The organism is Streptomyces sp. NPDC044033, assembly GCF_056434425.1.
On the sequence record NZ_JBWKFF010000003.1, the window covers coordinates 294,452 to 308,480 of the forward strand.

13 protein-coding genes are annotated in these 14,029 nt (G+C 75.1%); 6 read left to right on the forward strand and 7 right to left on the reverse strand.

All coding sequences use genetic code 11. The features are described from left to right. Positions 1-37: 37 nt before the first annotated feature. The 4 genes from AC07AB_RS08715 to AC07AB_RS08730 all read right to left on the reverse strand — a co-directional run bounded on the left by AC07AB_RS08715 (position 38) and on the right by AC07AB_RS08730 (position 4,963). A complete protein-coding gene (locus AC07AB_RS08715) occupies positions 38-163 on the reverse strand; it encodes a SapB/AmfS family lanthipeptide (protein ID WP_478562271.1) in 126 nt (41 codons plus the stop codon). Positions 164-232: 69 nt separating this feature from the next. Then, a complete protein-coding gene (lanKC, locus tag AC07AB_RS08720; RefSeq protein WP_478562273.1) occupies positions 233-3,157 on the reverse strand; it encodes a class III lanthionine synthetase LanKC in 2,925 nt (974 codons plus the stop codon). Between the two features lie 112 nt (positions 3,158-3,269). After that, a complete protein-coding gene (locus AC07AB_RS08725; RefSeq protein ID WP_478562275.1) occupies positions 3,270-3,503 on the reverse strand; it encodes a ferredoxin in 234 nt (77 codons plus the stop codon). Continuing rightward, positions 3,503-4,963: an aldehyde dehydrogenase gene (locus tag AC07AB_RS08730; protein ID WP_478562277.1), complete on the reverse strand. Its 1,461-nt coding sequence runs from the start codon at positions 4,961-4,963 to the stop codon at positions 3,503-3,505. The genes AC07AB_RS08725 and AC07AB_RS08730 overlap by 1 nt, the downstream gene beginning before the upstream one ends. A gap of 156 nt (positions 4,964-5,119) precedes the next feature. Here AC07AB_RS08730 and AC07AB_RS08735 point away from each other — a divergent pair, with 156 nt between their 5' ends. The 6 genes from AC07AB_RS08735 to AC07AB_RS08760 all read left to right on the forward strand — a co-directional run bounded on the left by AC07AB_RS08735 (position 5,120) and on the right by AC07AB_RS08760 (position 12,451). After that, positions 5,120-6,163, forward strand: a complete 1,044-nt coding sequence (locus AC07AB_RS08735) for an MBL fold metallo-hydrolase (RefSeq protein ID WP_478562281.1) — start codon at positions 5,120-5,122, stop codon at positions 6,161-6,163. Between the two features lie 394 nt (positions 6,164-6,557). Beyond that, positions 6,558-7,814 carry a prenyltransferase/squalene oxidase repeat-containing protein gene (locus AC07AB_RS08740; protein WP_478562284.1) on the forward strand — a complete coding sequence of 419 codons (1,257 nt, stop codon included), beginning with the start codon at positions 6,558-6,560 and terminating at the stop codon, positions 7,812-7,814. Beyond that, complete coding sequence (locus tag AC07AB_RS08745) at positions 7,811-8,491, forward strand: SCO2322 family protein (RefSeq protein WP_478562287.1); 681 nt, start codon at positions 7,811-7,813, stop codon at positions 8,489-8,491. Before AC07AB_RS08740 ends, AC07AB_RS08745 begins: the two co-directional genes overlap by 4 nt. Continuing rightward, positions 8,488-9,924 carry an energy-coupling factor transporter transmembrane component T gene (locus AC07AB_RS08750; RefSeq protein ID WP_478562290.1) on the forward strand — a complete coding sequence of 479 codons (1,437 nt, stop codon included), beginning with the start codon at positions 8,488-8,490 and terminating at the stop codon, positions 9,922-9,924. The genes AC07AB_RS08745 and AC07AB_RS08750 overlap by 4 nt, the downstream gene beginning before the upstream one ends. Continuing rightward, positions 9,921-11,615 (forward strand): ABC transporter ATP-binding protein, encoded by a 1,695-nt coding sequence (locus tag AC07AB_RS08755; protein ID WP_478562293.1) that lies wholly within the window; start codon positions 9,921-9,923, stop codon positions 11,613-11,615. Before AC07AB_RS08750 ends, AC07AB_RS08755 begins: the two co-directional genes overlap by 4 nt. Then, entirely contained in the window at positions 11,612-12,451 is an 840-nt protein-coding gene (locus AC07AB_RS08760) for an ECF transporter S component (RefSeq protein ID WP_478562296.1), read from the forward strand. The genes AC07AB_RS08755 and AC07AB_RS08760 overlap by 4 nt, the downstream gene beginning before the upstream one ends. Here AC07AB_RS08760 and AC07AB_RS08765 read toward each other — a convergent pair. The 3 genes from AC07AB_RS08765 to AC07AB_RS08775 all read right to left on the reverse strand — a co-directional run bounded on the left by AC07AB_RS08765 (position 12,448) and on the right by AC07AB_RS08775 (position 13,997). After that, the gene (locus tag AC07AB_RS08765; protein ID WP_478562299.1) at positions 12,448-12,984 is read right to left on the reverse strand and encodes a hypothetical protein; all 537 of its coding nucleotides are present in this window, start codon (positions 12,982-12,984) and stop codon (positions 12,448-12,450) included. The genes AC07AB_RS08760 and AC07AB_RS08765 overlap by 4 nt on opposite strands. Next, complete coding sequence (locus tag AC07AB_RS08770) at positions 12,968-13,216, reverse strand: toxin-antitoxin system HicB family antitoxin (RefSeq protein ID WP_478562302.1); 249 nt, start codon at positions 13,214-13,216, stop codon at positions 12,968-12,970. Before AC07AB_RS08770 ends, AC07AB_RS08765 begins: the two co-directional genes overlap by 17 nt. A gap of 115 nt (positions 13,217-13,331) precedes the next feature. Next, the gene (locus tag AC07AB_RS08775) at positions 13,332-13,997 is read right to left on the reverse strand and encodes a GNAT family N-acetyltransferase (RefSeq protein WP_478562305.1); all 666 of its coding nucleotides are present in this window, start codon (positions 13,995-13,997) and stop codon (positions 13,332-13,334) included. Between the last annotated feature and the right edge of the window lie 32 nt (positions 13,998-14,029).

The window sequence follows — 14,029 nt, forward strand, 5'->3', positions numbered from 1 at the left end:
CGTCATATGCGACGGGTCATCAGCGATATTCAGTCACTCAGAGACACAGAAGGATGCTCGCGTCGCTCCAGCACAGCAGGAGGCTGGCTTCGCTGCCTCCGCCGCCGCCGCCGTGGCCGCCGAGCTCGGTGGTTTCCATCGTCTGCAGATCGAGAAGGGCCATGGTGGTTCCTTTCGCAGTGGGGACTGTTCTCTTGCTACGGCCCCGTCTCCGGGTCCGCTTGGTTCCTTGCTACGGCCCCGTCTCCGGGTCCGGTTCGTGGTCCCGCCGCGGGGGCGGGAGGAAGGGGAGCCCTACGGGCTCGGTGTGCAGCGCCGCGCCCACGGCGAGGAGGCAGCCGGCGGTGCCGGTGGCCAGATCCATCGACAGGCGCATCATCTGGTCGCCGGGGAAGGCGAGGTGGCCCTGGTAGGGCACCGCGTACCAGGCGAGGGCGGCCAGTTGCGCGGCGAGGTCGCCGGGGGCGACACCGGCCGCGGTGGTGCGGCTGAGGTGGAGGACCGAGCCGCCGCGGCCCCGGAAGAGGCCGGGCTGCGCGTAGAAGCGCGACTTCGCGGCGGGCAGGATGGCGGATCTCGCCGACTCGAAGTCCGCGTCGGCCCGGTGCGCCGCGAAGTCGTCGAGGACCGCTCCGATGCCGACGCTGCCCTCGCCCAGGTAGGGCATGGTGCGCCAGCCCTCGTCGACGACCAGGGTGCCGCGGTCGTTGCGCACGCATCCGGCGAGGTCCTGCCGCAGGGCGCCGGCCGCGAGGTCCAGCAGGGCCGCGTCGCCCGTACGCTCGTACAGCCGCAGGAAGAGCAGGGCCGGTCCGCTCGCCCCGTGCAGCAGCCCGGCGCGGGCCCGCGTCCCGGTCTCCCGGCCTTGGGACAGCCGGGCGGCGGCGAGCTCGGCGACCTCCAGGGCCCGGACGCGCAGGGCGTCCTCGCCCGTGGTCGCCGCCAGGTGGTCGAGGGTGAGCCCCAGCCCGGCGAGCCCGCTGTTCAGGTCGGGGGACAGCCGCTGCCACTTCTCGCTGAGCACCCGCTCGACGAGATCCAGCGCGGGCTCGGGGTGGCCGAGCCGGTCGAGTACGTAACCGGCGCCGAGCAGGCCGTCGTAGAGACCGAGCGGTGCGCCGCGCGGCGGGTCGCCGGCCTGGCGCAGCAGCCACTCCTCGCCCTGCTCGTAGCGGGGTGCGCCCACCTCTCCGAGCGCGTACAGCACCCCGGCGGCGCCGTGCGCGAGGCCGAGTCCGCCGCCGACCTCGAACTGGGAGATGTCGCCCGGGAAGAGCCGGTCGTCGCGCTCGGGGGTGGCGGACGCGAGGATGGCGCGGACCATGGAGTCGCGGCTGTGCGGCCAGTCGGCGGGCTCGACGGGCAGATACCCGTCCGCGGAGGCCCCGGAGAGCGCGGAGGCCGCTGGGGCCGCGGAGGCGGTGGAGGTCCTGGGGACGTCGGCGCGGCGCGTCCCGGCGGGGCGGTCCGCTCCCGAGGCGTGGCCCGATGAGGTCTCGTGGCGGTCCGATGAGGTTCCGGTGCGCCTCGACGCCGTTTCGGTATCCGTCGACGCGGTTTCGGCGTGCCCCGACGCGGGTTCGTAGCCCCCCGGCTCCGATGCCCCTTCGTGAAGCCGCTCCGCCACGTCCGCCGCGCTCCTCGGGTACGGGCGTTCTCCGGTGACCGGCTCGGTGGCCGTGGCCGCCGCCTCCGCCGGTCCGGTGGCGCGCCCGATCTCCCGGACCGCGTCGTCCCAGAACTCCTGTGGTACGTCCGGGAATTCGGCGGCGGCGACAGTGGCGAGGTGCGCCGCCTTGTCCCGGTCCATCACCAGCAGCGTGGTCATCGGCAGGAACAGCGCGAGGCCCAGACACGCGAGCGCGTAACGGTCGACGTCGAAGCCCCGGCGGTCGGCGGGGGCGATGAAGCCGGGGTGGGCGACGGCCTGCCGGTGGTTCTCGTCGACGTGTGCGGCCGTCTCGAAGTCGAGGAGCATCACGGACTCCTCGTCGGGGGCGACCATGATGTTGAACATGTGCAGGTCGTTGAAGACCACGTCGCGGCTGTGCAGGGCGGCGACGGCCACCCGGACCGCACCGTGGATGCGCAGCGCCCACCGCGTGTAGTCGGCGACGGCCCCGGGGTCCGGCAGGGCGCCGATCAGGGGGTGGCGCCGCGCGTAGAACGAGTTGAGGGTGGTGCCCTCAAGGTGGTCCATCACCAGGAAGCGGTGGTCGCCGAGGGTGAACCAGTCCCGCACCTCGGGGGCCACGCCGAGGCCGGAGAGCCGCTCCAGGGCCGTCTTCTCGCGCTCCAGCCGGGTGACGGCGTCGGCCCGGTCGGCGGCCAGCCCCGCGTACGGCCGCGCCTCCTTGAGCACCACCTTCGCGCCGGTCCGGGTGGACTGCCCCGCGTAGACCCCGCCGCCGTTGGAGAAGTGCAGCGCCCGCTCGATGCGGTACGGGAGTTCGGTGGTGGTCGTGGCGTTGCGGGCGGCCAGCTGCGGTTCCAGGAAGGCGGGCAGGGTCACCCAGTCCGGGACGTGGAAGGCCGGGTCCCGGCGGTCCGGGATCAGCCGGCCGTCGGCGTCCTCGATGGCGGTGACGAGGGAGCCGGTGGCGTCGAGACAGTAGCGGGGTGCGAAGCCGCCGTATCTGACGTACAGCGGGCCGTCGTTCCAGCGCAGGTCGGAGAGGATGTACGGGCCGGGTTCGCCGGCCAGCAGCGCGCCCAATTCTTCGAGAATGACGCGGAATTGCCGGTCGTCGGCCGGGTAGATGGTGACGAATTTCCCGCTCGATCCGCGCGGCGCGTACTTGGAGTTCCGCAAGTGGAGCGGGCGCGGGCCGGGTACGAACTTGAAGGGAATGGCGCGGGGCACGCAGTAGTCCCACACCTTCGCGGCGGTCTTCTCGGCGTTCTCCAGACACGCGGAGACATGGACCTTCCAGCCCTGCTGGGGCCTGCCCGGCAGGGATTTCCCCTCCGGGGTCACAGGGCTGACGTGGAGCCAGTCCCCGGAGAGGAAGGATCGCCACCCTTGGGGGACCGCGCGCTGGGCGGCCTCGTAGAGCGTGCCGGAACCACCGGATCCGGGCGCTGCGGCGGAGAGTCGGTCCGGGGTCTCGTAGAAGTACTTGTCGGCAAGACAGAAGACCTCGTACCGCTTCTCCACCGGACCCCCCTCGACGACGTTGTATCGAGATTTCCACGCCGCCGGGGGGGCCTGACAGTCACGGTTGTCATGAGACAGCCGTGCGGAACTCACAAGTAACCGCTATTACAAGCTATTCCTCGGGCGGGAAGACCACTTCTCCGCTCGCCGCCACCGTGATGGCGATGGCCTCGACGGGGCAGCCCTCGGCCGCGGCGAGCACCGATTCCGCGGCGTCCCGTTCGGCGGCCACCGGGTGCGACTGGCGGGCCTCGTCGAGCCGGAAGTCCTCCGGGGCGGCGGCCACGCACATGCCGGAGCCGATGCACACGCCCCGGTCCACCTCGACGTGCCAGCGGTCGCTCATCAGCTGTCCCCGTAGCCCGCGGGCAGGTGGATCATCTTGTGCTCCAGGTACTCCGAGAACCCCTCGGGCCCGAACTCCCGGCCCAGTCCGGAGTTCTTGTAACCGCCGAACGGCCCGAGCATGTCGAGGCTGAAGGTGTTCACGCAGTACGTGCCGGTGCGCACCCGGCGCGCGATGTCGATGCCGTGCTCGACGTCGGCGGTCCAGACGCTGCCGGACAGTCCGTAGTCGGAGTCGTTGGCGATCCGCACCGCCTCCTCCTCCCCGTCGTACGGCAGCAGGCAGACGACGGGTCCGAAGATCTCCTCACGGGCGATCCGCATGGAGTTGGCGACGTCGCCGAAGAGTGTCGGCTCCACGTACCAGCCCGTCTCCTGGCCGGCCGGGCGTCCGCCGCCCGTGAGGAGCTTGGCGCCCTCCCGCTGCCCGATGGCGATGTAGTCCAGGGACCGCTGCCGCTGCCGTCGCGCGACGAGCGGCCCGACCTGGGTGGCGGCGTCGAGCGGGTCGCCCACCACGAGCGCGCCCGCGGCGGCGGCTAGGCGCTCCGCGACCTCGTCGTACTGGGCGCGGGGCGCCAGCACGCGGGTCTGGGCCACGCACGCCTGCCCGTTGTTCATCCAGGCGCTGGGCACGATCCCGGCGACGGCCGCCTCCAGGTCGGCGTCCGGCAGGATGACGGCGGCCGACTTGCCGCCCAGTTCCAGGGTGACGCGGGTGAGGTTCCGGGCGGCCACCTCCATGACGCGCCGGCCGGCCTCGACCGACCCGGTGAAGGAGACCTTGTCGACGCCGGGGTGCCCGACCAGGTACTCGCTGACCTCCCGGTCGGCCGGGAGGACCGACAGCACCCCGCGCGGCAGCCCCGCCTCGGCGGCGATCTCGGCCAGCAGATACGCGTCCAGCGGCGTCTCCGGCGACGGCTTGAGCACCACCGAGCACCCGGCGAGCAGGGCGGGCGCGAGCTTCGCCGCGGCCACGAACTGCGGCACGTTCCACGGCACCACGGCCGCGACCACGCCCACCGGCTCGCGCCGCACCAGCAGCGGCCCGAGCACCCCGGCCCGCCGCTCCTCGTAGCGGAAGTCGCGCGCGACGGTGATCGCGCAGTCCCAGACCATCATCGCGCCGAGCGCCTGCGCGAGGACGCTCCAGGAGAAGGGGGATCCGTTCTGGGCCGAGATGAGCCGGGCGAGCTCCTCGTGGCGCGCGGCGATGGCGTCCTTGACGCGGGTGACGACCTCGATCCGCTCGTCCAGGGTCCGGTTCGCCCAGATCCCGGAGTCGAAGGAGGCACGGGCGGCGGCGACCGCCTTGTCCACGTCCGCGCGCGAGGCGTGCGGCACCCGGCCGATGACCTGCTCGGTGTGCGGCGAGACGACCTCGATGACGTCCCGGCCTGCCGGATCGGTCAACTCGCCGCCGATGAAGAGCTGTCCGTGCTCGATGAGGTCGCTCATGTGTGAGCCTCCCGCGGGTTGGCTTGGCCCCTGCCCGTACGGCCGCCGGTCCCGGCAACCGTTCTGACGCTTCATCAGAACTGATACCAGTTCTAGTTATAGTGGGCAATGGATCCGACGCGGGACGCGGCGAACCACGGCGAGAGGGGCCCCGGCATGGCACACGTGACGGACCACGGAGGCGGGGTCTGGTCCATCCCGGTCCCCATACCGGACAACCCCCTTGGCCACACCCTCATCTACCTCCTCGACACCGACGGCGGCCCCGTCCTCATCGACACCGGCTGGGACGACCCCGCCTCCTGGGACGTACTCGCCGCCGGGCTCACGGAGTGCGGCACGGCCGTCGGCGAGCTGCGCGGAGTGCTCATCACCCACCACCACCCCGACCACCACGGCCTCTCCGGACGGGTCCGCGAGGCGTCGGGCGCGTGGATCGCCATGCACCCCGCCGATACGGACGTGGTGCGCCGCACCCGGGAGACGGAACCCGCCCGCTGGCTCGGCCACCTCGTCGACAAGCTCGTTGCCGCGGGCGCCCCCGACGACCACCTCGCCCCGCTGACCACCGCGCTCACCGAAGGCCGCGCCCGGCCCCTCCCAGGGCACCGGGCCGCGCTGCCGGACCGGGCCATCGAACCGGGCGAGCTGCTCGACCTCCCCGGCCGCCGGCTGCGCGCCGTCTGGACCCCCGGCCACACGCCCGGCCATGTCTGCCTCCACCTCGAAGAGGCCCACCCCGCCGGCCGCCCCGGTCACGGCCGGCTCTTCTCCGGCGACCACCTGCTGCCCGGCATCACCCCGCACATCGGCCTGTACGAGGACCCGGACACCGCCGCGGGCGAGCCCATCGACCCCCTCGGCGACTACCTCGCCTCCCTCGAACGCGTCGCCCGCCTCGCCCCCGCCGAGGTGCTCCCCGCCCATCAGCACCCCTTCGCCGACGCCCCCGGCCGCGTCGGCGAACTCCTCGACCACCACCGGGCGCGCCTCGCCGACCTGCGCGTCCTCCTCGCCGCCCCCAGGACGCCCTGGCAGCTCGCCGTGGCCATGGAGTGGAACCGCCCCTGGGCCGACATCCCCTACACCTCGCGGAACATCGCCGTCTCCGAGGCGGAGGCCCACCTGCGGCGGCTCGTGAAGCTCGGCCACGCGGAACCGGTGCCGGACAGCGACCCGGTCACCTACCGGGCGGTGTGAGCGCGCGGGCGGGGCTCGGCGCGGGGGTACGGGCCCCGCAGCGCCCCGGCGGCCCGTGAGCGGAGGGGAAAGGGCCCGCCCGTTAGAGTGTTCCGGACAACTCCATCCCGCCTCGCCATGGGGAAAGCCGGTGCGACTCCGGCGCTGACCCGCAACCGTGAGTCCGGCCCGTACCCGCGTACGGCCGTACGAGCCGGAGCACCCGCGTCGGGGCGAACAGGCTCCCGGAGCCGGACGCGTCCGCCTGGCGGCGGCCGCCGGCCACCGGCACCGTCGAGGTATACGGCGCTGAGCCCGGTGCCACCGCGCGGTCTGGCGACAGCGCGCGGGTGGGCGGCCGTGCATGGCTGTGTACCACCCACCGCAGTGACATTCACCGAGAGGCACCGACCCCATGGCCCCCTCCCCCGCCGTCCACGTGCGCCGCGGCGCCGCGGCCCTGGCCACCGCCGCCCTGCTGAGCGCGGCCGCGGCCCCCGCCGCCTTCGCCGATTCGCCGTCCCCTACGGCGCCGGGCCTGTACGGGAAGACGAACCCGCAGTTCGACGGCGTGTTCCGGCAGTCGCTGGCCTTCCTCGCGCAGGACTCGGTGGGCGTCACCCCCGCGAAGTCGGCCGTCGACTGGCTGGCCGGGCAGCAGTGCGCGGACGGCGGCTTCACCGGGTACCGGGCCGACACCGGCACGGCGTGCGACGCGAAGAAGGGCGAGTTCACCGACGCCTCCGCGGCCGCCGTGCAGGGGCTCGCGGCGGTCGGCGGGCGCGGCGCGGAGGTGAAGAAGGGGCTCGACTGGCTGAAGGCCACGCAGAACGAGGACGGCGGCTGGGGCGCACAGCCCGGCAACCCGAGCAACGCCAACTCCACCGCGACCGCCGTCGGCGCGTACGCCGCGGCCGGCCAGGACCCGGCGAAGGCCACCGCGAAGGGCGGCAAGAGCCCGTACGACGCGCTGCTCGCCTTCCAGCTCGGCTGCGACGCCAAGGAGGGCGAGCGCGGCGCCTTCGCCTATCTGCCGCAGAAGGAGCAGCTGCTCTCCAACGACCTCGCGAGCGCGGCGGCGACGCTGGCCGCGTCGGGCAAAGGGTATCTGGTCGAGCACCCCGGCGGGGACAAGGCCCCGAAGCCGCTCGACTGCGCGAAGGACGGCGGCAAGGCGCAGGACGCCACGGCGGCGGCCGGCGCCGGGTCGGCCTACCTGGCGGCGAAGCTCGCCGGCAACGGACAGCACCTGACCTCCGCCATGGACCCCAAGTCCGACAAGCCCGACTTCGGGTCCACGGCCGACGCCGTCGCCGCCCTCGCGGCGGGCGGCCACACCGACGCCGCGGGCAAGGCCATGGGGTGGCTGCGGGACGACAAGAACGGCGCCGCCGCCTGGGCCAAGGGCGACCCCGGCAAGCTCGCGAAGCTGATCCTGGCGGCCAAGGCGTCCGGCACCGACCCGCGCGCCGTCGGCGGCGACCTCGTACAGCAGCTGAACGAGACGGGCCCGAAGCCGGAAGCGGCCGCGGACTCGTCGAAGAAGGACACGAAGGAGAAGAAGAAGGACGACAGCGGGTTCGGCGTCTGGTGGTTCGTGGGCGTCTGCCTGGTGGCGGGCATCGGCGTCGGCTTCCTGCTCAGCGGCCGCAAGAAGAACCCGAAGCTGTGACGGGCGGCCTGCGCCGGGCGTCCGGTGCGGCGCTGCTCGCCGGGGCGCTCGCCGTCCTGGGCGCCGCGCCCGCGCACGCGGAGGGCTACCGCTACTGGTCCTTCTGGGAGCAGGCGGGCCAGGGGAAGTGGACGTACGCCACGCAGGGGCCCTCGGTGGCGCGGCCCGACGACGGCGACACCCTCGGCTTCCGGTTCGCCGTCAGCCAGGACTCCGCGCAGGCGGCGAAGCCGCGCGGGACCGCCGGCTACGGCGCGATCTGCGCGAACACCCCGGCCAAGGGCGGCAGCAAACGCGTCGCGCTCGTCGTCGACTTCGGCACCGCCGCCGACGCGCCGGACGGGCGGACCCCGCCCCCGGCCCGTACGGCCTGCGCGCGGGTCGGTACGGACGCGAGCGCGAGCGAGGCCCTGGCGGCGGTCGCGAAGCCGCTGCGGTACAACTCGGCGGCGCTGCTGTGCGCCATCGACGGCTACCCGAAGTCGGGCTGCGGCGAGCAGGTCGGCGACGGCGAAAAGAAGACGCCCGCGCCGTCCGCGACCGGCGGCACGGCCGCGGCGGCCGACAAGGACGACGACGGCGGGGGCGGCCCGTCGGCCGGGCTGATCGGCGGCGTGGCCGCGGTCCTCGCCCTCGGCGCCGCCACCTGGTGGCAGGCGCGCCGCCGCCGCGGATGAACGAGCGCGAAGCGCGGAACTCCCGCGCCAGGACGACGGCGGACCAGGAGGACGGGCCGGGTAGGCGGCCGGGGCCCGGTCGGCCGGAAGGCGGCCCGGGCTACGCCAACGGCCCCGGCACCCTCTCCGGCTCCGGGCGCGGTCCGGGCACCCCCGACGGCTCCGACGGCTCCGACGGCTCCGGCGGCTCCGGCCCCCGCCTGGGCCCGGGCCGCGCCCGCGCCCCCCTGGCGTCCCGGAGCAGCGCCCTGCACCCCGGCGCCTGGTGGCTGTGGGCGCTCGGGCTCGCCACCGCCGCCTCCCGCACCACCAACCCGCTGCTGCTGTGCCTGCTGGTCGGGGTCGCGGGCTATGTGGTGGCGGCGCGGCGCACGGACGCGCCGTGGGCGCGCTCGTACGGGGCCTTCCTCAAGCTCGGGCTGCTGGTCCTGGCGATCCGGCTGGTCTTCGCCGTCGTGCTCGGCTCCCCGATCCCCGGTACGCACACCCTCCTCACCCTCCCCGAGGTGCCGCTGCCCGACTGGGCGCGCGGCGTGCGGATCGGCGGCCGGGTGACGGCGGAGGGGCTGGTCTTCGCGCTGTACGACGGGCTCAAGCTCGCGACCCTGCTCGTCTGCGTCGGCGCGGCCAACGCGCTCGCGAACCCGGCGCGGCTGCTGAAGTCCCTGCCGGGCGCGCTGTACGAGGCGGGCGTCGCGATCGTCGTCGCCATGACGTTCGCGCCGAACCTCGTCGCGGACGTGGCGCGGCTGCGCGCCGCCCGCCGGCTGCGCGGCCGCCCCGACCGCGGCGTCAAGGCGCTCCTCCAGGTCGGGCTGCCGGTGCTGGAGGGCGCGCTGGAGCGCTCGGTGGCGCTGGCGGCGGCCATGGACGCGCGCGGCTACGGCCGTACCGCCCAGGTGCCGCCCGCCGTGCGGCACACCACGACCGCTCTGACGCTGGGCGGGCTGCTCGGGGTGTGCGCCGGTACGTACGGGCTGCTGGCCGCGCAGGGCGCGGGGTACGGGCTGCCGGTGCTGCTGGCCGGGCTCGCCGCCGCCATGGGCGGCCTGTGGCTGGGCGGGCGCCGCTCGGTCCGCAGCCGGTACCGCCCCGACCGGTGGGGCGCCCGGGCCTGGCTGGTGTCGGGTTCGGGGGTCGCCGTGGCGGGCCTGATGATCTGGGCCGGTACCTATGCCGCGCAGCCGCTGCACCCCCCGGCCGTGCCGCTGACCTCGCCGGACCTGCCGCTGTGGCCCGCGGCCTCGGTGCTGCTGGGGCTGCTGCCCGCGTTCGTCGCACCGGTGCCGCCGCGCATGCCGCGGTCGCCGTCCGGCGGGCAGCGGGGCCCGGCGCCCGCCCGTACGCCCCGTCGTCCGCCCCGCCGTACGCCGTCCGCCCCGCACCCCCCGGGCGGCGAGCCCGGCCCGTATCCGAAGGAGGCCGGACAGTGAGCGCAGCGATCCGCTTCGAGCAGGTGTCGGTCACGTACGACAGCGCGACCGCGCCCGCGATCCACGGCGTGGACCTGGCCGTGCCCGAGGGGGAGCTGGCGCTGCTGGTCGGGCCGTCCGGTGTCGGCAAGTCGACCCTGCTGGGCACGGTGAGCGGGCTCGTACCGCACTTCACCGGGGGCACCCTGCGCGGACGCGTCACTGTCGCGGGCCGCGACACCCGCACCCACAAACCGCGCGAGCTGGCCGACGTCGTCGGCACCGTCGGCCAGGACCCGCTCTCCCACTTCGTCACCGACACCGTCGAGGACGAGCTCGCCTACGGCATGGAGTCGCTGGGCCTCGCCCCCGACGTGATGCGCCGCCGCGTCGAGGAGACCCTCGACCTGCTCGGCCTCGCCGAGCTGCGCGACCGGCCCATCGCCGCCCTCTCCGGCGGCCAGCAGCAGCGCGTCGCCATCGGCTCGGTGCTCACCATCCACCCCAAGGTGCTGGTGCTCGACGAGCCGACGTCCGCGCTCGACCCGGCCGCCGCCGAGGAGGTCCTCGCGGTCCTCCAGCGGCTCGTCCACGACCTGGGCACCACGGTGCTGCTGGCCGAGCACCGGCTGGAACGGGTGGTGCAGTACGCGGACCAGGTGATCCTGCTCCCCTCCCCCGGCGCGCCGCCCGTGGTCGGCGACCCGGCCGAGGTCATGGCCCGCTCGCCGGTCCGCCCGCCCGTGGTCGACCTCGGCCGCCTCGCGGACTGGTCGCCGCTGCCGCTGTCCGTACGGGACGCCCGCCGCAGGGCCGGGCCGCTGCGCGAGCGGCTGGCCGGCCTCACCCCGCCCGCGCCCCCGGCCGCCGCCCCGGGCCCCGGCGAGGCCGCGCGCCGCCCGCGCGGCGTCGGTCTCCTCCGCAGGGGGGCCAAGGACACCGGCGCCGAGGCGCCGCCGGCCGCCGTCGCCGGGCTCGCGGTGCGCCGCGGCCGCGTCGAGGCGCTCAGCGGCGTCGGGCTGACCGTGCGGGCCGGGGAGGCCGTCGCGCTGATGGGCCGCAACGGCGCGGGCAAGTCCACCCTGCTGCGCACCCTCGTCGGCATGCACGAGCCGGCGAACGGCACCGCGCGCGTCGGCGGGCTCGTCCCGCACCGCACCGGCCCGCGCGAGCTGCTGCGCCACGTCGGGCTCGTACCGCAGGAGCCCCGCGACCTGCTGTACGCGGACACCGTCCGCGCCGAGTGCGAGGCGGCCGACCACGACGCGGGAGCGGCGCCCGGCGCCTGCCGGGCGCTGGTCGGCGAGCTGCTCCCGGACGTGGCGGACTCCACGCATCCGCGCGATCTCTCCGAGGGCCAGCGGCTCGCGCTCGCGCTGGCGATCGTCCTCACGGCCCGCCCGCCGCTGATCCTCCTGGACGAGCCGACGCGCGGCCTGGACTACGCGGCCAAGGCCCGTCTCGTGGAGATCCTGCGCGCCCTGGCGGCGGACGGCCACGCGATCGTGCTGGCCACCCACGACGTCGAGCTGGCCGCCGAGCTGGCGCACCGGGTGGTGATCCTCGCCGACGGGGAGATCGTCGCGGACGGCCCGACGGCCGAGGTCGTCGTCTCGTCCCCCGCCTTCGCCCCGCAGGTCTCGAAGGTCCTCGCGCCGCTGCCCTGGCTGACGGTCCCGCAGCTGCGCGCCGTACTGGAGCCGACCGCGTGACCGCGTCCCGGGCCGCCGAGACGGCCGGCCGGCAGGCGAGGGCGATCCGTCTCGGCCCGCGTTCCGTGGCCGCCCTCGTGCTGATCTCCGCGATCGGCGTGGCCGCCTTCGGGTGGCCGCTGCTCGCCGACTCGGCCTCCGGCCTGGCGCACTCCAAGGACGCGCCCTGGCTCTTCGCCGCCCTGCTCCCCCTGCTGCTGGCCGTCGTCGTGGCGACGATCGCCGACACCGGTCTGGACGCCAAGGCCATCGCGATGCTCGGCGTCCTGGCGGCGGCGGGCGCGGCCCTGCGGCCGCTGGGCGCGGGCACGGCGGGCATCGAGCCGATGTTCTTCCTGATGGTGCTGTCCGGCCGGGTGCTGGGCCCCGGCTTCGGCTTCGTGCTGGGCGCGGTGTCGATGTTCGCGTCCGCGCTGCTGACGGGCGGCGTGGGGCCGTGGATGCCGTTCCAGATGCTGTCGATGGGGTGGGTGTCGATGGGCGCGGGGCTGCTGCCGGGCGCCGACCGGCTGCGCGGCCGGCGCGAGTGGGCGATGCTCGCGGCGTACGCGGCCGTCGCCTCGCTCCTCTACGGCACGGTCATGAACCTCCAGGGCTGGCCCTACATCGGCGGGCTGACCTCGGGCGTCTCCTTCGTCCCGGGCGACGCGCTCCCCGACAACCTGGCCCGCTTCGTCGCGTACTGCCTCGCCACGTCGCTCGGCTGGGACCTGCCCCGCGCGGTCGTCACGATCACGCTGACGCTCACGCTCGGGCCCGCGGTCCTCAAGGCGCTGCGCAGGGCGACGCGGAGGGCGGCTTTCGACGCGCCGGTGGAGTTCGCCGACAGGGCCTAGCCGCGGGGGCGGGGGCGGGGCCGCCGCTCGGGCTCCTGCCAGCGGCGCAGGACGGCGGCGATGGTCCGTACCGTGCGGGCGGGGTTGCGCAGCTCGCGGGCGAGTTCGGCGACCGCGGCCCGGCCGGGTACCCGTACGGGCCCCGACTCGCTGAGGTAGCGCACGGCGCACGCGGCGGCGACGGTGGTGTTGGCGCGCTCCAGCCAGTCCAGGCTGAGTGCGTGCGCGAGGGCGGCGGCGCGCTCGGAGGGGGTGCCGTAGACGGGGCGGCCCAGCAGCCCGGCCCGGTGCCGCTCCACGGCGGCGATGCCCACGCCGAAGTCCGCGGGCGCCCGTCCCCGGCCGTACGCGCCGGCGTCCTCGGCGGTCTCCAGCACCCAGGCGAGGTCGACATCGGGCCCTCCGCCGCCGTTGGTACGGGCGTACGGGCCCGGGGCCGTGCCGGGGCCGGGGCCGGGTTCCGCGCCCGTGCGCGAACCGGCGTTCAGGCCGCTGCCCGAGCCCGGTCCCGTGCCGTCAGCCCTGGACGACACGCCGCGCCTCGCCGTCCACCCGGGCCGCCTCGGCCTCGATGAACTCTCCCCACTCCGCGATGAAGCGGCCGGCGGCCCGCCGCGACGCGGCGCGCTTGGTGTCGGTGTCGGCGTTGATCAGCCGCTCGATGTACTCGTTGAGGCTGATGCGCTGGTCTGTCGCCGCGTGCCGGGCCGCGTCGGCGGCCTCCTGCGACAGCCGGACGTTGAACTGCGTCTTGATGGTCCCCATGCGGGGAAGCTAGCCGGGCCTAGCGCAGACCCACCAGCCTTGGCCAGTACCTTCCGCACAGCGACGAAGGCCGTGTCACAGCGGTCCCCGCGGCCACCCGCCCCTACTGAGGGGATCAGACCTCCCGCGAGCCGATGGGGTCACTGGGGCCGGCGGAGCCACCGGGGGTGATGGGAAAGACCAGCTCAGGCCGGTCCCACCGCACCGCGGGCGGATTGGCGGGGAGCACGCCGACCCACCGCGCGCCCACGCTCCGGTAGAAGCCCTCGGCGGGCGGGTGCGAGATCACGCGGACGCCCTCCAGCCCGGCGGCGCGCGCCTCGGCGGTCATGTGCTCGACGAGGAGACGGCCGATACCGAGCCCCTGGGCCGCGTCGGACACGAACATCAGGTCCAGCTCCGGCGGCTCCACGATCAGCGCGTAGAAGCCGAGCACGGCGCCCGCGCCGTCCGCGCCCCCGCCATTCGCGCCCCTGCCATTCGCGCCCCTGCCATTCGCGCCCCTGCCGTCCGTGCCCGCGCCGTCCGTGCCCGCGCCGTCCGCGCCCCCGCCATTCGCGCCCCTGCCGTCCGTGCCCGCGCCGTCGGCGGCGAGGAAGACCCGGTGGGACTCGATGTAGTCGGGGCCCACGGTGTACCCGGCGACCATGTCCGCGTACTGGCCCTGGTAGGCGCTGGAGTTCCGCACGAGCCCGGTGAGCCGCTTCGCGTCCTTGGCGGTGGCCCGGCGCACCGTGACCCCGGCCGCCCGTCTCGCGCCAGATGTAATAACTGAAGCCATAAGAGGAGTATTACGCATCCACGCCGTACGAC